Raw genomic sequence first — 18,632 nt, 5'->3', positions numbered from 1 at the left:
AAGTTGTTAGCGTTCGCTGGTTTTTGATCCTACCTCACCAAATCGCGTTGCTCCCTTCGGGAACTGTATTTAGAGAAACAAGAAGAAATTGATGCCTTGCCAACAAGAGAAGAACGTCTGAATTGTTTGGCAGAAATCAATGTTGTGGCGCAAGTAAAAAATCTTTACCAAACTTCCATCATCCGTCAGGTACTCCATGAGCGAAAAGCCCCTATGATTCAGGCAGGACTGTGCCAAAACGGGAAAATTGTACGCTAAGGAATTAATGCAAACGCTATAACCATTGTAAGACTTAGGTTTCAGCCATTGCTGAAAATCATTTTTTGTTTTATCCCTTAGTTGACAGTTCAAGAGAAATATTAATTCTCTTAAACTGTAAAGTTGACATTGCTATTACTAGCAAAACGATATTTATTTTTAGCCAAAACTGATATTTACTTACTGCCCATAATTTGGGATTTTCTCAAAGGCTCGTTGTGCTACTTCTTCCGCACGCCGAGAAGTCACTTTTGAATATCGCAAAGTCATTTGAATCGTCTCATGTCCCATCAATGCACGTAGTTCGTCGATACCCATCAAACCGACCCTTTCAGTACCAAAGGTATGTCTCAAATCGTGGAAACGAATTCCTTCTAATTCGCTTACGCCCTTAATTACCTCAAGTAGGGACTTATAAGCTGTTGCGTAAGATAGACGAGAAACTTTGAGACTAAAGGGTTGTTGGGCTGTAAACAATGCTGGCACGCAAGGATACCTGTAATATTTGAGGTAGTTATTTAGACTTTGTGCAGCACTTTCACTGTAAAAACACCATCGTTGCTTATTTCGCTTACCAATTACCTGAAACTTCCGATTTTGAATATCTACAGCATCTAAATCTAACGTCAATATTTCCGCGATTCTAGCCCCCGTGCTGTGCAACAAATGTATCAACGCAGACATTCGAGCATCTGGTTTAATGGTTTGGTAGAGAAGATTTAATTGTGCTGGTGTAAGATAACGCACTTCTTCATCAGAATTATGTTCCCCTTTCTCCAAGTTAGGTTTGCATCGAGGATATCTAGCTAGAGGGTTTGATTTAATATAGCCCCGCTCCACGGCAAAGTTAAATAATGCGGTAATTACTGCTTGATATTTATGGTGAGTTGTAAATTTTACTTGAGACACCCCTGATAAATATTCAACCAAAATTTCATAGTCAATAATTTCAATCGACCAACGGCCATAAAGTTGAAGTAAAGGTATCAAAACATACTCGTAAGTACGAATCGTTGCAATACTGTTCGGTTAAGGGGAAATAGGTGGTGGAGTCAAGGAGAATTAGTTCGCGTGTTGACTACGATAACAAAATTAGCTAAAGAGTTTGCCTATACCTAAAGGCACTCTCAAAAAACTTAATTGTCAATTGATTAGAATATCTTTAAACTATTGAACTATAAATTGATGATGAACAATTTAGTGTATCGAACAAATTGACAGATTTAACTTGCCTTTCTCAGAATTTGAAAAGATAGTTGTTGTCGGAGAGTACCATTACTTCTGTGACTTCGCTTTTTACTCTTAAACTTTGAACGTGCTTTCTTGACTACTCTCGGATTACTTCTGTGTTGTGGTAAAGGGATTTCTAAATCTAATATTTCGGAAATTAACCAGCTATAATATATGTTAATATCCAATTGATTATTTATCTGACGTTGAAATTCAGGGATGGCACGTCGAAGAACTCGTAAACTACCAGTAAAACTTAATCTTAATGGAGAAATATGTTTCAAGGCTGCACTTTGAAACATTAAACAACGTAGGCAATAATGCCCTAACAACCAACCATAAATTTCTTGGACTACTTCACGAGGATTCTTAGAACGGATGGGGATTTTTCGACCATTTAGATGTACCTTTAATTCATCTAAAGTATTCTCAGCCTCCCATCTTTGATGATATTCTGATGCTAATAGCAAAGCCGGAAAGTTGGAAATATCCATTAAATCAGTAATCAAACGGTAAGTCTTTTCTGTACCATTCTCTTCAATAACATATTCAATTATGCGGACAGAAATTCGGGTCGCACCCTTTTTTTTTCGACTCTCCATCTGGTGCAATCCATGATTGATAAGAGCCATCTTTGAATATTTCAACTACTTCAAATTTTACATGGGCTGGGACACGACCAAGGAAATGACCTTTTTGTTTAATGACTGCATTGACCATTTTGAAAGAATGTAATCCTCTGTCCCACATCAATAACATACTAGAGTTAATACTGCGTAGGAGTTTTAAAGCACTTCTTCTCTCTCCAATGCGATAGGGGGAACAGAATGCATCTACAATTAAATGAGTACCTGCTTCCACTAAAAATACTAATCTAGCTTTGGGAAAAGCCGGATATGTACCAGGGCGAGAACCAGGATAGCCAAATACTCTGGCGTTTGTTTCTGTCTCGGGAACGTCCATTACTGTTCCATCCATCGCCATGATTCTTAATCCTCCCAAAAAAGCACCAGGTGTTAATACTGTGGCTTTTGGCTTGGCTACCATTTCAAATAACCGAGTCATTACCGCCGCTCCTGTCCTTTGACGAGCTTCTGTAATTGATGAACTTACTGGTATTTTCCAGCGTATCAAGAAAGGTATTTGTAAAGAACTTAAGCCATGAATGAGATTTTTGAACACATCTACTATTGAATCACCAGACCAAAAATTCATAGCGATTACTAAAGCTACAATTATGTGAGAGTTCAGTTTTCGTCGTCGTTTTTCCTGACTGGAAGTACTAATAATTGCTCTGGTTATGGTTTGAGACGGGATTACTTGTGATACAGCCAGAAGTAATTCACTTGGATTAATGCAGGCTTCTATGATCTCAAAGTTAACAAGTGACATTTCAGTTGTAAAATAGTGTGGGGTAAATTTACCATGTTCTCGTAAATTATACGCGAACACATTCTGCTCTTTCTGCAACTTCCAAGGAGCATTAGTCAATGCCTGCTCCTGACTCGGACATTATTTCTAGGGCTGAACTCCTACAACAAGCGATTGCCACTTTACAACTCTCTATCCAACAAATTCAAGCTTCGGGGGAAGTAGCGCCACCTGGCTGTTGTGTTTTGCGTTACCAAGCACGCGGAAAAAAACAAGCTTATTGGTACTATAAATTACACGCTACCAAACCAATTTTTTCCACAACTCAACCCAACAAATTGAGCAAATATAGGCATTTGGGTAAGGCTGGAAGCCCTGCTCATATTAATGCTGTCCTCTCCGTCGCTAGAAGAACCCAAATCGATCACTTAACTTCATGCATCGACTCTCTTCGTCAAAATTGGGTGGACTTGTACGATAGCCTCAAAGAGAAAAAGTAGTCGAATTATCTCATGTTGTTCTCGTAAATAATACGCGAACAAATTTTTCTTTGTTTTACCCTTCATTTTCCTTAACCGAGCAGTATTGCGAATCGTTGAGTTTGTCAGTCCTGGACGATCTAAAAACTGGGTTGTTAACGCAGCTAAAGTAATAGTCACAATCAAGACAAAAATTTAAATTATTGAAATTTTGTACACATCTTAATTTAATGTTAAGTGTTACAAAAATAATAATACTTTTATGGATGTATCTCTCGTAGATGTGGCTCCAAACCCGTCTGAACCGTTGGGAAGGTATATTCAACGTGTCCGTGATTCCAATCGTTTAACGCAGTTGGAATTAAGTATAAAAGCAGGTATACATGTCCAAACCATACGTAAAATTGAATCTGGTGGCACATCTCGACTTAGCCAAAAAGGGAAATCGGGGTTAGCGGCGGCATTGGGCATACCCCAGGAATATCTTGATGCTGTCGTCAAACAAACACCTGTTGAGGCAATAGGTGCGTTGAAATTTTGCCCTAAGTGTTGGACACCTGGCACAACACTTGACCCAATGTGGACTTCGTTACGGTCAAAATATTGCTTTGCTTGCGGTACAACTTTACGCGACCGATGTGGAAGTTGCAATGAACCAATCATGTCGCTCAAATTTAAATTCTGCCCTTATTGTGGAGAATCCTATAAACAGACGTAAAAATTATATGTTTAACAGCAAAATATTTTAATACTTTATAGAATCGATTTCAGGCATTCACAAAAATTAAATTAGATGGTCTAAAACTTGGCTACCCGTGAATTATTATCTGATATACAACGAATTTAATTTACTCAAATACCTATAGATATTACCGACCGAGATATTGTTCGCTACTACACTTTTAACACTGATGATTTAAAAGTTATAAACAGTCGCCGTCGCCTACATAATCGTTTAGGAATGGCGGTGCAATTATGTTATTTGCGGTTCCCAGGTCGAGTATGGGAATTAGGAGAAAAAGTACCGAATTCCATTTTGTCCTATGTTGCCTCACAATTGTCAGTTAAGCCGAAGTTTTTCAAACAATATGCGGTACGAGATACCACTCGCCGGGAGCATTTAGCAGAACTTCAGAAAGTTTTAGGCTATGACTCTATGAGTATATCTCACTACAAAAGACTCTCGAAATGGTTGCTGAAACTGGCTTTTAACACAGATAAGGGAATTGCTTTAGTCGAAGCACTGATTGAAGAAATGCGTCGGACTAAAATAATAATCCCCGCAATGTCTACAGTTGAAAGGCTGGCTTGGGAAACACGACGACGCGCTCAAAACCAATTTTATTTATCGCTAACTAAACGCTTAACAAGTATTCAAAAGAAAGAACTTGATGGTTTATTGGTGATAAATGTTGAAAAGAACCGGACTCCATTAGTTTGGTTGCGCCAACCACCTGGAGTAGCCAATCCCAAGAATTTTTTAAGAATATTAGATAAGTTTGAATTTATTCGTGATTTAAATTTAGATAGCTCATGTCTAGCTAAAGTACACCATAATCGTTTGGTGCAATTAACCCGTATTGGAGTGAAAACAACGCCTGCACACATAGCGAGATTAGATGAGCTAAGAAGATATGCTACTTTGGTTGCTTTTCTGTTAGAAACATCTGCCATATTTGTTGACACTGCAATCTCAATGCACGACAAGATGATAGGTAAATTATTCCGCCGCAGTGAAAATCAACGTAACCAAAATTTTCAACACGATGGAAAAGCTATTAATGAGAAAGTCAGGCTCTATGCTGATATAGGAGATGCTCTAATTAACGCCAGAGAGGGAGAAGGAGATGCCTATGCTGCCATTGAATCGGTGTTAAGTTGGGATAATTTTCTGAAAAGTGTTGAAGAAGCTGGAAAATTAGCACGTCCTGCGGATTTTGATTATTTTGATTTGCTTGACAGACGTTATTCCCAATTACGTAGATATACACCAACATTACTTTCAGCCTTTGAATTTAAAGCCAGCAATCCAGCCGCAGCTATTGTTGAAGCGTTAAATTTAATCAAGGAACTAAATGATACTAATCGCCGTAATATACCAGACGATGCACCAGTTGATTTTGTCAAACCCCGATGGTTAAAATATGTGTTCAACAATGGTAAAATTGACCGTCATTATTACGAAATGTGTGTCTTAAGTGAACTGCGAGACTGTTTGCGTTCGGGGGACATTTCAGTTGTAGGTTCTCGACAGTATCAGGATTTTGAGGATTATCTTCTACCCCAACACCAATGGCAGATTCTGTGCGATAACAATGAAATACCAGTTGCGATTACAACGGATTTTACGAATTATATTGAACAACGTCAAGAATTGTTGTTTGAACAATTCGATAAAGTTTCTGACTTACTAACAACAGATAAACTACCTGGCGTTGTCATTGAAAATGAAAAATTGGTGATCAGTCCAGTTATTAGTAATATGCCTGACGGTGCTACTCAGTTTGGCGACCGAATTTATAATTTATTACCGCGAATTAAGCTGACAGAATTACTTATTGAAGTTGATTCTTGGACTGGTTTTACTAAACACTTTACCCATCTACAAACGGCGGAATTGGCTTCAGATAAAATTATTTTGCTCAGTACTATTTTAGCTGACGCGATTAATTTAGGTTTGGTGAAAATGGCTGAGGCATGGATGGTTTGATGTATCACGAAACTGACTTAAAAATAGAAGAACATTTTACTGATACTAACGGTTTTACTGACCATGTTTTTGGTATATGTCATCTACTGGGGTTTCGTTTTTGTCCCCGGATGCGTGATTTAGCTTCTAAAAAGTTACACTTTTTTGATGGTGTTAATCAGAATTCCCCTTTGTTACCGCTTTTGGGTGAGAAAATTAATGTCAAATTGATTGCTGCTTGCTGGGATCATATTCTCCGACTGGCTACTTCTGTTTCAATTGGAACAGTTACGCCTTCCTTGATCATGCGTAAGTTAGCGTCATATCCTCGTCAAAACAAATTAGCGTAGGCGTAGCCCGCCGCAGGCATCGCTCTGCGCGAAGTAGGAAGAATTGAAAGGACATTGTTCACTCTTTATTGGTTGCAAAGCCCTCAGTTGCGACGTAAAGCTACGAGTGAACTTAATAAAGGGGAATTGAAAAACTCGTTGTCGAGAGCGGTTTTCTTCCACCGTTTGGGTGAAGTACGTGACCGTTCGTTTGAAGATCAATCAATACGTGCAAGCGGTTTGAATTTGGCTGTGGCGGCGATTGTGCTTTGGAATACGGTGTATTTGGAGAATGCGGTTAATTTATTGAAGTCGGAGGGTGTAATTATCCCGGAGGAATACTTGCAACATTTATCACCAATGGGGTGGGAACATATCAATTTAACTGGTGATTACATTTGGAATCTTAAGTCAGCAAGTAGCATTGATAATTTGCGTCCTTTGAGAAGGAAAAAATCAGACTTTAAATTAAGCTGAAATCGTTGTCTGGTAAGGAGTTGAGGAGTTGAACTAATTCCTTAGCGTACAATTTTCCCGTTTTGGCACAGTCTAGCCCTCTAGTGTTTGTAAAATTTCTACATCAATAGCCATGATTTCTCCTGCTTGTAATTTTAGGGGAATTTAATTAACGTTACCGTCCCAATATTTTATCCAGCAGGTGCTTAATGTGAGCGATCGCCTCCTAGATTTTTCGCAATAATTCCCGAATTGCGATCGCACAATCAGGAAATGCTAAAGGCGAAATTGTCACATCCTCTGCAAGTATGCTCTCACTGTGATATCCGTCTGCACTGGGAAGACGATACATATATAACTTGCGTCCATTGACATCTAAAATCCAGTACTCAATAATACCTGACTTAGAGTATGCCATCGCTTTTACTTCTCGATCGTACTTGAGACTAGAATCAGCTATTTCAATCAGCAAAAATACTTCGGAAGCATTGGGATGATGATCTTCATAATCTAATGGATTCAGCTTCACCACTGAAATATCTGGTTCTGGTTCCGAATAATCATCAAGTGGGACTGGTGACTGGATTCTTAATAAAACTTTGTCACCCAAACGTTGACGTAATAACCTTTCTGTGCGGGTAATTGCCGATTCGTGAGCAGTTCCTTTTGCTGACATTCTGATGATTTGTCCCGCGATTAATTCTAAGCGTTCTTCAGGATGAAAAATTCCCGTTTCCGCCATTTGGTGATATTCTTTAACACTAATTAGGCGAATATTGGTGAGCATAAGATTTAGGTTAACTTCCTAGCATTTTATCCCGCAGATGTTTAATGCGATGTGCAAGCGGTTTGTTACGCCGCCGCGATCGCCGCAATATGCCACAATAGCAAGTAAAACAGTCAGAGTAGTTCTCACTAACGATCTTCCCTTATGCAAGTCAAAGATATGACCATCGAAGAACTCAAACTTCTGATTCAAGAAACTGTTGCCGAAACGATTCAATCTCTAATGGTTGATCCTGATGAAGGCAAACAAATAAAGCCAGAAGTGAAACAGCAACTACTCGACTCCCTACAACGTACTCAATCTGGAGAACGTGGAATCCCTGCTGAGGAATTAGCAAAAAACCTCGGATTGACCTGGGAATGAGCTACGACATCGAACTTAAATCAGAGGCGACTATCGGGTTTGAAACTCTCACCTCAACGATTCAAGAGCGCATCTTGCGTAAAATTCGCTGGTTGTCTGAGAACTTTAAGGACTTAACCCCTCAACCTTTGAGTGCTGATTTAAGCGGTTTGTTCAAACTCAGAATTGGGGACTACCGGATTATTTATTGCATTACGGGTTAGAGTAATCGCGGCAATTTTTAGATCCATGTTTCCTAAACGAGGATAAGCTTTTCGCAAACGTTGATGTTCTAGAGCGGCTTTACGACTAAACGGAACAATCACAATCGAACGATAATCTATTGCGAGTTGCTGTAGCCCTTGATACGCTAAAATTTGCTCATCTGGAGTTTTCGCCTTAGATAGAACACTGAGCCGACCTCTAACTTGTTCTTCGTAGGTAATCACACTTACTGCAATTTCACCCTCTTCAATAGCTGCCAGCCTTGTCAGGATTCGCTTTCCCTCTTGTCCATTGCGTTGGATAAAACTGAGATGATCGGTGTCAAGAATATACATCTTGCGGTGTTAGCAACCCTACTCAGCAGATTTTCGCCATTCTTGTCCAAAGCAAACTGCTTCCTCAAAAGTAGGATCGTTTTCAAAGCTACCTGCGACTTCTAGCCACCAAGGAGATTTTTTCTGGACAAACCCATAGAGCATCTGTTTCATTTCTGCCAGTTCTGCCTCCAAAGTTGCAACTCGCGCTTCGAGTTGTTGAGAGCGTTCTTCAAGTTGCTGGGAGGTCATAGGGATCTAGTAAAAGTTAAAACAAGTCGCAAGTCGCAAGTCGCAAGTAAGTTTTGTAACGGGGATTTAGACCCCGCCACAAAACTTGCGGCTTGATAGAAGCCGGGGACTTAAACCCACCGAATTTTGTTAAAATTATGAAAGCATCATAGCAAAACCATCTGGTTGTGGTTCGCAAATGGTATCTTATCTATTATCGCTTCTTGGTGGCAAGTTGAGCGCAGTGCGACGCTCTTGAAATGCCGTTAGACCACCCTGATTCTGCCAATATTGTTGAAAGGTAGGCATGGTTTCCAGCTTCATTACATCGCCACCCTGTAAATTGACTCTATAGCCAATGACTATATAAGTAGGCTAACGACCAAGATAAACGGCGGTAGATAATATTGCCCAGTGATTTGTTAGACTCCTGATATCCGATTACTTAACCACCTCTGAAAGGATTTTTGACTTTCTCCTGATGGTTGTCCGACAATCAGATTCTTGATGCTAATGTCTTCATCAAGCTGATCCCAGTGGATTCCATTACCCCCACCGATGAAGCGCCAGTTGTTGCGTTCTTCGACTGATCCATGTAATAGGCGAGGATACCATGCTAATGGAACAGATATAGTGCGCCCATCGGATAAATCCGCAGAAAGCGTATCATCTGTAATTGCCACTTGCTGAATCGTGGGTATTTCAGGCAGTTCAATCGTTAAAGAAGTCATTCCAGCCTACTAGCAATTGCTCTTGATGTTCTTGAACAAGTTTGTGAATGCGGTTAATCTCTGTGCGATTAAACCCTCTATTACTTTGGAGTCGGATAGGTTCAAGCCAAAACTTGGCTTCATTATTGTCACGCTCAACGTGTACATGAGGTGGTTCATCACGATCACCTGCATAGCAGAAAAATCGATATGGACCGACAGTTAATAGAGTGGGCATTGAAAACAACTGAATCAAATACCCAAAACATAGCTGATGCCTAATTGACTGTCAACTGTTAAATACAATCCGAAATTAGCATCAAAACTGTTACATTGAACACTAACCTGTCAGCAAAACATATTGTTTGACATGAGAGTTGTATTTACTCGGTGATGAATAATCGCCTCAGACGATACATATACTTTACGTTAACGTCCTAGCATTTTATCCCGCAGATGTTTAATGCGATCGCCCAAGCTTGTGATGAACGGCTCAAATCAACGGCAGCAAGCAACCTTGAACTCAGCACCAGCGATTTACAATAGGGGGTTGTTGTGGGGCGATCGCTTACCATAGAGCTAATGATTAGATTATATGTACCTTGTAATATGCAAATTACCATTGAAATTCCCGATGAAATTGCCCAGCGACTAGACCAAACCGAAGGGAACCTCTCTCGTCGCTTCCTAGAACTAATTGTTGCCGATGCTTACAGTTGTGGCAAGATTAACACTGCTGAAGTGCGTCAAATTCTCCAGCTACCAAACCGTCTTTGTGCTCATGTCTTTCTGAAGCAGATGGGTATTTATCTAAACTATGACGAAACTGAATTAGAACAGGATCTTCAGACTCTTAAGGAGTTCAGAGTACAATGATTGTTGTCTCTGATACCTCTCCAGTTTGTTACCTGCTGTTAATCAATCAGATTGTCATATTACAGCGTCTATATGGATGTGTGATCATTCCTCAAGCCGTTGCAGATGAACTAAGAGCATTTGAATCACCCCCTGTAGTAAAAAGCTGGATTGCTCAACCTCCTAATTGGCTTCAAATACAACCAATCGAACTTCCTCAAGACGTTGAACTAGAAAAGCTTGACCCTGGTGAACGAGAAGCAATTTTACTTGCAGAACAACTGAAAGCCGATTTAGTGATCTTGGATGACAAAGCAGCAAGGCGAATTGCTGTGGAACGTGGATTAAAAATAATTGGGCTTCTGGGCATTTTGAAAGACGCTAACATATCTGGCTTGCTGGATTTAGAAGCAACGTTTGAACAGTTGCAAGATGTTGGCTTTTGGGTTGCACCAAGTTTGCTGGAACGCTTACTCAAAGATGATTAACTTGCGTAGGCGGAGCATCGTCGTAGACATCGCCCTAGATTGGTGGAAGTAGTTAAGATCGTAAGTGGAAAAAGACGTTGAGTTTCCTTGCGTTAACCCAAGCGACAAGATCAGCGATCGCACTATCCTAAAAGCAAGCATTTTATCCCGTAGATGTTTAATGCGATCGCGCAATTTTGCCGCTTCTTCAAATTTTAGTTTTTAGGTTGTCTAACCGAGTCTTTTCTGCGTGAGCTTTACGAGATAAAACTTGAAGATTATCTAGCGTGGTTAAACCACCTTTTGACATCGGTATGATGTGATCAATTTGGAAATCCCTTCGCATCTGGCTCTTAAACTCACTCATAGCACAGTTAATAAATCCCTTTGTATTTGTATATTTAGCAAACACAGCATCCTTAATATCTCTATACTCGGCTGGATCTCTCTCCCTAATTTCAACGAGTGAAAGACTTTCTAGGGGTACTGTGTCAGGAATTACGATTGGTGGAGTAACTATCAGATCAGGGTAAACTCCGAGCAGTTTATTAATTTCAATGTCTATTTGTTTCTTGAAATACAGATAGTTATATCCAAATAGAACTTGCCAAAAGGATTTACTGTCATTCCATAGAGAAGTGAGATATTCAGTTACTTGTTTAAGGGTTAAATCATTTTCGTATATATGCCTCGCTACAATTGACAAATCACACTTTCTACGTTCACTAAACGCAATAAATTCTGGCTCCATCTGTTTTTGAGCGTAGAAACGTAGAATGTTCTCAACATCAGCATCTCTATAACCAAGTAGAAATGAATGATCGGGAAAATAAAGTTCCTTTGTGAGTTGCAGCAGATATTTAAGTTCTTCATCAGTTAATATCTCTCTGTTTTCAATATCAACGCTCTTAAATACACTCTCTAAATCATTGACAAAACTATCATAAGCCTCTTCTGTATCATTATATAGAAGTACATCATAGTTTCTAGATAGAGGTTCACCAGATTCAGAAGGTTCAAGAATAGAGAAACAATAAATTCCAACGGGAACTCGTCTCAAAAAGTCTAATTTTTCCCAGTCAGTAGTATCGATAGAATCATCCATCATGCGGGTAAATTCTTCAATCTTTTCAATAGAGATAAGTCGAGCAATTCTCTTCATTGTCTCGATATCTTTATCGCGGAAAACCCCCCCTTCATCAATCAACTTCTCAGGATTGACCCAGTTAATCTTGTCTTCCCAATTGTCAATAAAGCTTACAACATAAGCTTTTTCTGTACCACCTGCCTTCTGCCCACGTAGAGCTCTACCTATCATCTGTGTCATTAGGATCGTAGAAGTAGTTGGGCGAGTCAGAAAAACAGTTTGAACGTTGGGTAAATCGGTTCCCTCAGTTAACATCTCTACATTAATGAGTACTTCAAGCTCTCCTCTTCTAAATCGCTTGATTTTCTCACCATTTTCTTTTACAGAAACTGTAGCTCCTGTATTTGCATCTGATATTTTTGACGCTACAAAATCAGAGTTAATCCCTCGTTTTTGAAATAAGCTATTTAATGCGATCGCGTGTTGAATATCAACTGCAAAAACTAATAGTGGTTTATACTTATCTTGATGAGCAATATAGTGATCAACAATCCGTCGGTTACGGGTATCAGACATTGCGATGCTTTCGGCTACCTTTTTGGGCAGCTTATCAAAATTCTCGATCGCTTTGATGTCTTTATCGGTCAATTCTCGATAAAAATCTAGTTTTGTTTCTAAGTTCTCGAAAATTGGTTCAGCAAGAATTCCTCTAGTAATAAGTGTTCTTAAGTGTTCTGAAAAGATAATGTTGTCAGGAAAAACTTTTTTAAGTAGACCTTCTTCACCTTTATCTGTTCTGAATGGAGTCGCTGTCAACCCCAACATTTTAAAACTATCTGCCTTTCCTCTATCTTCAAAGTTTTTCTTGATGTCGTTAATTAGTTTCCGATAAGTTTTTGCTGTTGCGTGATGTGCTTCATCAACTACCAAGAGAATTGCATCAGAATGTTTAACCCAATTGTCGAGAAGATAGTTTAATCCACTATTGAGACTATCTTTACTAGCAATAATAATATCGTCAGTTCGTTGAATATTAACAGGACGATCATGTTTAGGATGACCGGAAATCACACGATATCTAAACTTTTCGACATTATTGAGCAATGAAGGATCGGCACTAAATTTCAACGTCTCAAAGGCTTGGTCAAGTAACTCATGCCGATGAGCGATCCACAAAACTTTTTTTCGCTTATCGATAAAGTTACGTAGTAACCAATTAATCGCTATCAAAGTTTTTCCGCCACCCGTAGGCAAAACTAGTAAGCCTTCAAATGGAGACTTGTTTTTTTGATCCAGTGCTATGATTGCCTCGTTCTGGTGAGCGTAAAGTTCTCTAGGATTTTTGCCTGCATTAACTTGGATCTGACCTGAATACTCAACTTCAACTGTTTGCATAGTAGTGGAAACCAAAGATAATTAAGGATTTGGGTTTTGTTCAATTGCTCACAACCTTGCAGCACCCTTAATCACAGTGTTCCCGATTTCAAGGCAATCAATAACAATCTCAGTGCAATTGCCCCGCGATCGCCGCAATATGCCACAATAGCAAGTAAAACAGTCAGAGTAGTTCTCACTAACGATCTTCCCTTATGCAAGTCAAAGATATGACTATCGAAGAACTCAAGCTTCTGATTCAAGAAACTGTTGCCGAAACGATTCAATCTCTATTGGTTGATCCCGATGAAGGCAAACAAATAAAGCCAGAAGTGAAACAGCAACTACTAGACTCCCTGCAACGTACTCAATCTGGAGAACGTGGAATCCCTGCCGAGGAAGTAGCAAAAAACCTGGGGTTGACCTGGTAATGAGCTATAAGATCGAATTTAAATCAGAGGCGACTATCGGGTTTGAAGCTCTCACCTCAACTATTCAAGAGCGCATCCTGCGGAAAATTCGCTGGTTGTCTGAGAACTTTGAGGACTTAACCCCTCAAGCTTTGAGTGCTGATTTAAGCGGTTTGTTCAAACTCGGAATTGGTGACTACCGGGTTATTTATTCCTTTGATGCTGAAGCACAACTCATTACAATTCATCAAGTTGGGCATCGCCGTGATATTTACAATTAACAATCGGCCATCAGTGTTGCCTCAATCAGACATCTCCAATTGAGGACTCAGTAGATTTAGGTTAACGTCCTAACATTTTATCTCGCAGATGTTTAATGCGATCGCGCCCTCAAGTCTAGCCCTTTGTATCTTAGTGAAAGCTTTGCTTGAACAACGGCGATCGTTGGATGCCACCGCACTACCCATCAAGCATTAAGCCTTAAGGTTACAATATTAAGGCTTAAGGTTACAACATTAATTACGAATATTACGACATTAAGGCTTAAGGTTACGACATTAAGGCTTAAGGTTACAACATTAAGGCTTAAGGTTACAACATTAAGGCTTAAGGTTACGACATTAAGGCTTAAGGTTACAACATTAAGGCTTAACATTAAAGCTATCATGAAGGAACTGAAGCTTTCATGAAGTTAAAACATATTAGACCTCTAACGTCCTAACATTTTATCCCGCAGATGTTTAATGCGATCGCTTCAGCAAATCATTAACGACTCAAATGAGCGGCAGCAGACAATCTCTGCAACTCCACCAGTAATTTTTACCGTCCGCTGCATTTGAATTGTTAGACCTCAAAGATTTTCTATGAACTCCTCCGGGGTAACTTGTGCTTGCTTAAGAATTCCGCTCAATGTCCCTACTTTCAATTGTTGATGCACAGGTACGACACAGCCAGTTGTAGCTTGCGGTGTTTCCTTCTTCATCACAACATGACTCCCGGTTTGTCGAATTTGCTCAAAACCCAAACGCTCCAGCGCCCGAATTGCTTCTCTACTTGAGATTCGTGGCAACTTAGGCATAGCTAATCTCAATACTGGTAACATACCTTGGGGATGTTTCAGGTAGAGAAAATTCCTCTAAATAAAGCTTCGTTGCCTCTCTCAAGCTAGCAATTGCCTTTTCGATTGTCTCTCCCTGATCAACTGTACCAACTTCGGGACATTCAGCTATATACATATCGTCCTCCTTGTAAACGAGGACTGTAAAACTACGAGTTTTCATTGTCTATATCCTCAGCCTTGTAAATAAAGAAATATTTACGACTAACCGGAAGAATTATCGTAAATTGACGATTTTTACTAAACTTTGTCACCCAAGCGTTGATGTAATAATCTTTCTGTGCAGGTAATTACTAATTCGTGAGTATAAGATTCACGTTAACGTCCCAACATTTTATCCCGCAGTTGCTTAATGCGATCGCGCAATTTTCCCGCCTCTTCAAATTCCAGTTTCTTCGCCGCTTCTTTCATCTGTGCTTCTAACAGAGTAATCAACCCTGGAATCTGTTCTAATGGCAGTTCATCTAGATGTTCATCTACTACTTTCAAGTCAGTTGCATTTAATCGTCGAGATACATCTAAAAAAGCCAAAATCGCATTACTTGATTTTTTCACAATCGGTTGTGGTGTAATTCCATGCAGTCGATTATGTGCGGTTTGAATACCCCGCCGCCTATCTGTTTCATCAATGGCTTTAATCATACTACCTGTCATATTATCGGCATACAAAATTGCTTGTCCCTGGACATGACGTGCAGCTCTACCAATAGTTTGAATTAAGGAACGCTCGGTGCGTAAGAAACCTTCTTTATCTGCATCCATAATTGCTACTAAGGAAACTTCGGGTAAATCTAAACCTTCCCGCAGCAAATTCACACCAACCAAAACATCAAATTTTCCCTCGCGCAAGTTCTGCAAAATCTCAATGCGCTCAATAGAAGTAATCTCGGAATGTAAATACCGTACCCTGATACTGCGCTCTTGCAAATATTCGGTTAAATCTTCCGCCATCCGCTTGGTTAATGTGGTAATTAACACTCGTTCATGGCGATCGGCTCTATCTTTAATTTCTCCCAACAAATCATCAATTTGTCCTTCTGTGGGACGTACAGAAATTTCTGGATCAACCACTCCAGTTGGTCGAATTACTTGTTCAACTACATGATCTTCAGAAATTTCTAATTCCCAATTTCCCGGAGTTGCTGATACAAAAATACACTGATTTACCTTTTGCCAGAATTCTTCTGCTTTTAAAGGACGGTTATCAGCAGCGCTAGGAAGCCGAAATCCATGTTCAATTAGAACTTTTTTTCTCGCTTGATCGCCGTTATACATCCCCCGAATTTGGGGTACGGTAACGTGAGATTCATCGATAATTAGTAGCCAATCTTTGGGAAAATAATCAATTAAACATTCTGGTGATTCTCCAGCTTGTCTTCCTGCTAAGTGGCGGGAATAGTTCTCAACGCCATTGCAGTAACCGACTTCGCGTAGCATTTCTAGGTCATAGCGTGTACGTTGATCTATGCGTTGCGCTTCTAATAATTTCCCCGCTTGTTCTAAGTCTAGTTTTTGCTGTTTTAACTCGGCGGCAATGTCATGACAAGCTACTTCTAACCGTTCTTCTGGCGTGACAAAGTGACGTGCGGGGTAGACATTCACGGCTTCTAAACTCTTGAGAATTTCCCCTGTCACCGGGTCAATATAACGAATCGCATCTATTTCATCACCAAAAAATTCGACACGAATAATTCGGTCTTCATAAGCTGGGCCAATTTCTAAAACATCGCCTCGGACGCGAAATTTGCCCCGACCCATTTCGATGTCGTTGCGGCTATATTGAACATTTGCCAAATCTCGTAAAATTTGGCGTTGATTTACTTCCATACCTATCTGTAGGGGGATGGCAGCTTTCAGATATTCTGCTGGCATTCCTAAACCGTAGATGCAGCTGATGGAAGCAACGACAATGACATCACGGCGTTCAAAAAGCGATCGCGTCGCTGAATGCCGCAACATATCTATTTCATCATTAATCGCCGCCGTTTTTTCAATATAGGTATCGGTAACGGGAATATACGCTTCTGGCTGATAATAATCGTAGTAGCTGACGAAATACTCAACTGCGTTGTTGGGAAAGAAATCTCGCAACTCGTTACAAAGCTGTGCAGCCAGGGTTTTGTTATGCGCCAGAACTAAAGTTGGCTTGCCAATTTTCTCAATCACTGCTGCTACTGAAAATGTCTTACCAGTTCCAGTCGCTCCGAGTAAAGTTTGGTAACGATTACCAGCTTCGATACTAGCAGTAAGTTGTGCGATCGCTTGTGGTTGATCGCCTGTGGGACTAAAGGGAGCTTGAAGACAAAATTCTGTCATACAGTTTTGCTGTAAATACCCTATCTCATGGTGACGATTCCGCCCTGTATCTATTGTAGCTGGCTTAATTAGAGCAAATAAATAGTCATATAATTTTATAAAAATTATTAATTCACATTTACTTATGTATCAGTTTTAAAGATTCTTATATCTATATGAGGTTTTTTAAGGTTAAACTCTAATGTATATGGGAAAAAATTTCATCTTTCCTTAATTATTGTAAAATTCAATTAACAAATTAGAGGTGTTGGTTTATGGCTATTAGCAGCGCTGGCAAAGCAATCAGTTCTCGGCAAAACAATGCTAAGTCTTCAGGGGAAACCACAGAGGAAGTTGAAAATAAACTAGATCAGAGCTTGAATGCTGATAAAGTCGAGGAAGTTAGTGAACTGCCAGTGGGAGCTACCGGGACATTAGCCATTTCTGGAATTCGTCCCATAGGTGCTAGCGACTTAGAAGTTGCTGAACACCTCTCAATTGCTGGGGTGCGTCCTGTTAGCACCAGTACGTTAGAAGTAGTTGAAACCTATAACTCAATGGGTATTCGTCCAATTGGCGCTAACACATTCCAAGTCGTTGAAAGTATAAATCTCTCTGGGATTCGTCCAATTGCCTCAAGTTCATTAGCAATTTCTGACAGCTATTCTACATTTGGGAACCGTCCAATAGCACCAAATGAGATTGACAATTCTGAAACCCTGATGGGTTTTCTAGATTAAACAAAAAACATCCCCATAACTTTATTAACCCAGTTTCTATACGAAACTGGTTTTTTTATTTAAACACTCCAAACTAGAGATTGTTCTATGTCTTTTAGCATAGGTAACTAAACTATTCTTCATTTAATTTACATTTATGCAATAGCTAGAATCCTTACTACGACAACCTTTCTTAATTACGAATTACGAATTACGAATTACGAATTTTTTAATATGCCTTGTGGTGGAAGGCTTTAGCAAAAACTTTAAGCTACTGTGTAAAAGTAATAACAAAAAGTTTCAAGGTTAGTTTATAGCTTTGAAATGCGTTTTTGATTTAATCAGGAGTACAAAAATGAGCTTAGAAGATCGCGCAAAGGCTGCTGCTAAAAATGTTGAAGGTAAAGCCCAAGAAGCATTAGGGAATGTTACTGGAGATCCAGAAGATAAAGCAAAAGGTAAAGCAAAGCAAGCCGAAAGCGAAGTACGTCATGGAATTGAAGACGTGAAAGATAGTGTAAAGAAAAACATTGACTAACAATTCATGATTTTTTTTGCAGAAACTCTAGGGATATAAATGGGGTGAATTCCATTTTTGCAGAATAATCTGAGTTGTTTGAGGATCAAGCTCAACTCTTGTGACATTCCCCAAACAAGGGGTAAGGAATAGAGAATTCAGCTTGATTTGCAGAATTTTTGTAGAGACGTAATTAATCACGTCTCTACACTTATCAAAATTCTTAAAATTCATACATTAAAATTTATACATTGATACATATCATTAATATTATTTTGTCAAGCAACTAGACGTAGGTTGGGTGGAGCGGAGCGCAACCCAACATATATCAGGATGTTGGGTTACGCAAAGCCTCCACCCAACCTACAAT

General features: G+C 39.6%; 20 protein-coding genes and 3 pseudogenes. 11 read left to right on the top strand and 12 right to left on the bottom strand.

Going from position 1 to position 18,632, the window contains the following annotated elements; genetic code table 11:
- Positions 1-96: 96 nt before the first annotated feature.
- Positions 97-258, top strand: a complete 162-nt coding sequence (locus HWQ37_RS29880) for a carbonic anhydrase (RefSeq protein WP_292754028.1) — start codon at positions 97-99, stop codon at positions 256-258.
- A gap of 180 nt (positions 259-438) precedes the next feature.
- Here HWQ37_RS29880 and HWQ37_RS29875 read toward each other — a convergent pair whose 3' ends face one another.
- Positions 439-1,248: a tyrosine-type recombinase/integrase gene (locus tag HWQ37_RS29875; protein ID WP_292754027.1), complete on the bottom strand. Its 810-nt coding sequence runs from the start codon at positions 1,246-1,248 to the stop codon at positions 439-441.
- Positions 1,249-1,652: 404 nt separating this feature from the next.
- A pseudogene (locus HWQ37_RS29870) lies at positions 1,653-2,790 on the bottom strand (IS4 family transposase); the annotation flags it as partial.
- Positions 2,791-2,978: 188 nt separating this feature from the next.
- On the opposite strand from HWQ37_RS29870, the gene HWQ37_RS29865 reads away from it, so the two are divergent.
- The 3 genes and pseudogenes from HWQ37_RS29865 to HWQ37_RS29855 all read left to right on the top strand — a co-directional run bounded on the left by HWQ37_RS29865 (position 2,979) and on the right by HWQ37_RS29855 (position 6,833).
- The gene (locus tag HWQ37_RS29865; RefSeq protein WP_292754026.1) at positions 2,979-3,359 is read left to right on the top strand and encodes a hypothetical protein; all 381 of its coding nucleotides are present in this window, start codon (positions 2,979-2,981) and stop codon (positions 3,357-3,359) included.
- A 241-nt stretch (positions 3,360-3,600) separates the two neighbouring features.
- A complete protein-coding gene (locus HWQ37_RS29860) occupies positions 3,601-4,056 on the top strand; it encodes a double zinc ribbon domain-containing protein (protein WP_104899214.1) in 456 nt (151 codons plus the stop codon).
- 138 nt (positions 4,057-4,194) lie between these two features.
- Positions 4,195-6,833: pseudogene (locus HWQ37_RS29855) on the top strand (Tn3 family transposase).
- A gap of 205 nt (positions 6,834-7,038) precedes the next feature.
- Here the strand turns inward: HWQ37_RS29855 and HWQ37_RS29845 are convergent.
- Positions 7,039-7,599 (bottom strand): Uma2 family endonuclease, encoded by a 561-nt coding sequence (locus tag HWQ37_RS29845; RefSeq protein WP_292754025.1) that lies wholly within the window; start codon positions 7,597-7,599, stop codon positions 7,039-7,041.
- 144 nt (positions 7,600-7,743) lie between these two features.
- Between HWQ37_RS29845 and HWQ37_RS29840 the strand changes: the two genes are divergently transcribed.
- Positions 7,744-7,962 carry a hypothetical protein gene (locus HWQ37_RS29840; protein ID WP_292754024.1) on the top strand — a complete coding sequence of 73 codons (219 nt, stop codon included), beginning with the start codon at positions 7,744-7,746 and terminating at the stop codon, positions 7,960-7,962.
- Positions 7,963-8,102: 140 nt separating this feature from the next.
- Here HWQ37_RS29840 and HWQ37_RS29835 read toward each other — a convergent pair whose 3' ends face one another.
- The 4 genes from HWQ37_RS29835 to HWQ37_RS29820 all read right to left on the bottom strand — a co-directional run bounded on the left by HWQ37_RS29835 (position 8,103) and on the right by HWQ37_RS29820 (position 9,659).
- Positions 8,103-8,501 (bottom strand): type II toxin-antitoxin system VapC family toxin, encoded by a 399-nt coding sequence (locus tag HWQ37_RS29835; RefSeq protein ID WP_292754023.1) that lies wholly within the window; start codon positions 8,499-8,501, stop codon positions 8,103-8,105.
- Positions 8,502-8,519: 18 nt separating this feature from the next.
- Complete coding sequence (locus HWQ37_RS29830; protein WP_292754022.1) at positions 8,520-8,732, bottom strand: hypothetical protein; 213 nt, start codon at positions 8,730-8,732, stop codon at positions 8,520-8,522.
- Between the two features lie 401 nt (positions 8,733-9,133).
- The gene (locus HWQ37_RS29825) at positions 9,134-9,442 is read right to left on the bottom strand and encodes a DUF2442 domain-containing protein (protein WP_292754021.1); all 309 of its coding nucleotides are present in this window, start codon (positions 9,440-9,442) and stop codon (positions 9,134-9,136) included.
- A complete protein-coding gene (locus tag HWQ37_RS29820) occupies positions 9,423-9,659 on the bottom strand; it encodes a DUF4160 domain-containing protein (RefSeq protein ID WP_292754020.1) in 237 nt (78 codons plus the stop codon). Before HWQ37_RS29820 ends, HWQ37_RS29825 begins: the two co-directional genes overlap by 20 nt.
- Positions 9,660-10,003: 344 nt before the next feature.
- Between HWQ37_RS29820 and HWQ37_RS29815 the strand changes: the two genes are divergently transcribed.
- Together HWQ37_RS29815 and HWQ37_RS29810 are read left to right on the top strand one after the other, a co-directional pair.
- Positions 10,004-10,297, top strand: a complete 294-nt coding sequence (locus tag HWQ37_RS29815; protein ID WP_292754019.1) for a UPF0175 family protein — start codon at positions 10,004-10,006, stop codon at positions 10,295-10,297.
- The gene (locus HWQ37_RS29810) at positions 10,294-10,764 is read left to right on the top strand and encodes a PIN domain-containing protein (protein WP_292754018.1); all 471 of its coding nucleotides are present in this window, start codon (positions 10,294-10,296) and stop codon (positions 10,762-10,764) included. The genes HWQ37_RS29815 and HWQ37_RS29810 overlap by 4 nt, the downstream gene beginning before the upstream one ends.
- A gap of 135 nt (positions 10,765-10,899) precedes the next feature.
- On the opposite strand, the pseudogene HWQ37_RS34925 reads toward HWQ37_RS29810, so the two are convergent.
- Positions 10,900-10,965, bottom strand: a pseudogene (locus tag HWQ37_RS34925) (UvrB/UvrC motif-containing protein); the annotation flags it as partial.
- Entirely contained in the window at positions 10,952-13,225 is a 2,274-nt protein-coding gene (locus tag HWQ37_RS29805) for a DEAD/DEAH box helicase family protein (RefSeq protein ID WP_292754017.1), read from the bottom strand. The gene HWQ37_RS29805 and the pseudogene HWQ37_RS34925, both read right to left, overlap by 14 nt.
- Positions 13,226-13,434: 209 nt before the next feature.
- On the opposite strand from HWQ37_RS29805, the gene HWQ37_RS29800 reads away from it, so the two are divergent.
- Together HWQ37_RS29800 and HWQ37_RS29795 are read left to right on the top strand one after the other, a co-directional pair.
- Positions 13,435-13,635, top strand: coding sequence for a hypothetical protein (locus HWQ37_RS29800; RefSeq protein ID WP_292754016.1), 201 nt, complete (start codon positions 13,435-13,437; stop codon positions 13,633-13,635).
- On the top strand, positions 13,635-13,895 hold the full coding sequence (locus HWQ37_RS29795) for a type II toxin-antitoxin system RelE family toxin (protein WP_292754015.1): 261 nt from the start codon (positions 13,635-13,637) through the stop codon (positions 13,893-13,895). Before HWQ37_RS29800 ends, HWQ37_RS29795 begins: the two co-directional genes overlap by 1 nt.
- Before the next feature lie 569 nt (positions 13,896-14,464).
- Here HWQ37_RS29795 and HWQ37_RS29790 read toward each other — a convergent pair.
- The 3 genes from HWQ37_RS29790 to uvrB all read right to left on the bottom strand — a co-directional run bounded on the left by HWQ37_RS29790 (position 14,465) and on the right by uvrB (position 17,047).
- Positions 14,465-14,692, bottom strand: a complete 228-nt coding sequence (locus HWQ37_RS29790; RefSeq protein WP_292754014.1) for a type II toxin-antitoxin system HicA family toxin — start codon at positions 14,690-14,692, stop codon at positions 14,465-14,467.
- Positions 14,685-14,894, bottom strand: coding sequence for a type II toxin-antitoxin system HicB family antitoxin (locus HWQ37_RS29785; RefSeq protein ID WP_292754013.1), 210 nt, complete (start codon positions 14,892-14,894; stop codon positions 14,685-14,687). Before HWQ37_RS29785 ends, HWQ37_RS29790 begins: the two co-directional genes overlap by 8 nt.
- A gap of 155 nt (positions 14,895-15,049) precedes the next feature.
- Positions 15,050-17,047, bottom strand: coding sequence for an excinuclease ABC subunit UvrB (gene uvrB, locus HWQ37_RS29780; protein ID WP_292754012.1), 1,998 nt, complete (start codon positions 17,045-17,047; stop codon positions 15,050-15,052).
- 254 nt (positions 17,048-17,301) lie between these two features.
- Here uvrB and HWQ37_RS29775 point away from each other — a divergent pair, with 254 nt between their 5' ends.
- Both HWQ37_RS29775 and HWQ37_RS29770 read left to right on the top strand, forming a co-directional pair.
- Positions 17,302-17,766 (top strand): hypothetical protein, encoded by a 465-nt coding sequence (locus HWQ37_RS29775; protein ID WP_292754011.1) that lies wholly within the window; start codon positions 17,302-17,304, stop codon positions 17,764-17,766.
- A 334-nt stretch (positions 17,767-18,100) separates the two neighbouring features.
- On the top strand, positions 18,101-18,283 hold the full coding sequence (locus tag HWQ37_RS29770) for a CsbD family protein (RefSeq protein WP_292754010.1): 183 nt from the start codon (positions 18,101-18,103) through the stop codon (positions 18,281-18,283).
- Positions 18,284-18,632 lie beyond the last annotated feature (349 nt).

Source organism: Nostoc sp. NMS4 (genome assembly GCF_017115095.1).
GTDB lineage: Bacteria > Cyanobacteriota > Cyanobacteriia > Cyanobacteriales > Nostocaceae > Nostoc.
The sequence above is the reverse complement of the archived record's forward strand: the minus strand, read 5'-3'. Positions and strand labels throughout refer to the sequence as shown.

Bases quoted from the DNA above. Each gene is read 5' to 3' on its own strand.
- HWQ37_RS29860 (WP_104899214.1), top strand. From the start codon at position 3,601: ATGGATGTATCTCTCGTAGATGTGGCTCCAAACCCGTCTGAACCGTTG.
- HWQ37_RS29815 (WP_292754019.1), top strand. From the start codon at position 10,004: ATGATTAGATTATATGTACCTTGTAATATGCAAATTACCATTGAAATT.
- HWQ37_RS29865 (WP_292754026.1), top strand. From the start codon at position 2,979: ATGCCTGCTCCTGACTCGGACATTATTTCTAGGGCTGAACTCCTACAA.
- HWQ37_RS29785 (WP_292754013.1), bottom strand. From the start codon at position 14,894: ATGAAAACTCGTAGTTTTACAGTCCTCGTTTACAAGGAGGACGATATG.
- uvrB (WP_292754012.1), bottom strand. From the start codon at position 17,047: ATGACAGAATTTTGTCTTCAAGCTCCCTTTAGTCCCACAGGCGATCAA.
- HWQ37_RS29825 (WP_292754021.1), bottom strand. From the start codon at position 9,442: ATGACTTCTTTAACGATTGAACTGCCTGAAATACCCACGATTCAGCAA.
- HWQ37_RS29810 (WP_292754018.1), top strand. From the start codon at position 10,294: ATGATTGTTGTCTCTGATACCTCTCCAGTTTGTTACCTGCTGTTAATC.
- HWQ37_RS29775 (WP_292754011.1), top strand. From the start codon at position 17,302: ATGGCTATTAGCAGCGCTGGCAAAGCAATCAGTTCTCGGCAAAACAAT.
- HWQ37_RS29805 (WP_292754017.1), bottom strand. From the start codon at position 13,225: ATGCAAACAGTTGAAGTTGAGTATTCAGGTCAGATCCAAGTTAATGCA.
- HWQ37_RS29830 (WP_292754022.1), bottom strand. From the start codon at position 8,732: ATGACCTCCCAGCAACTTGAAGAACGCTCTCAACAACTCGAAGCGCGA.
- HWQ37_RS29835 (WP_292754023.1), bottom strand. From the start codon at position 8,501: ATGTATATTCTTGACACCGATCATCTCAGTTTTATCCAACGCAATGGA.
- HWQ37_RS29770 (WP_292754010.1), top strand. From the start codon at position 18,101: ATGAGCTTAGAAGATCGCGCAAAGGCTGCTGCTAAAAATGTTGAAGGT.
- HWQ37_RS29795 (WP_292754015.1), top strand. From the start codon at position 13,635: ATGAGCTATAAGATCGAATTTAAATCAGAGGCGACTATCGGGTTTGAA.
- HWQ37_RS29840 (WP_292754024.1), top strand. From the start codon at position 7,744: ATGCAAGTCAAAGATATGACCATCGAAGAACTCAAACTTCTGATTCAA.
- HWQ37_RS29845 (WP_292754025.1), bottom strand. From the start codon at position 7,599: ATGCTCACCAATATTCGCCTAATTAGTGTTAAAGAATATCACCAAATG.
- HWQ37_RS29800 (WP_292754016.1), top strand. From the start codon at position 13,435: ATGACTATCGAAGAACTCAAGCTTCTGATTCAAGAAACTGTTGCCGAA.
- HWQ37_RS29790 (WP_292754014.1), bottom strand. From the start codon at position 14,692: ATGCCTAAGTTGCCACGAATCTCAAGTAGAGAAGCAATTCGGGCGCTG.
- HWQ37_RS29820 (WP_292754020.1), bottom strand. From the start codon at position 9,659: ATGCCCACTCTATTAACTGTCGGTCCATATCGATTTTTCTGCTATGCA.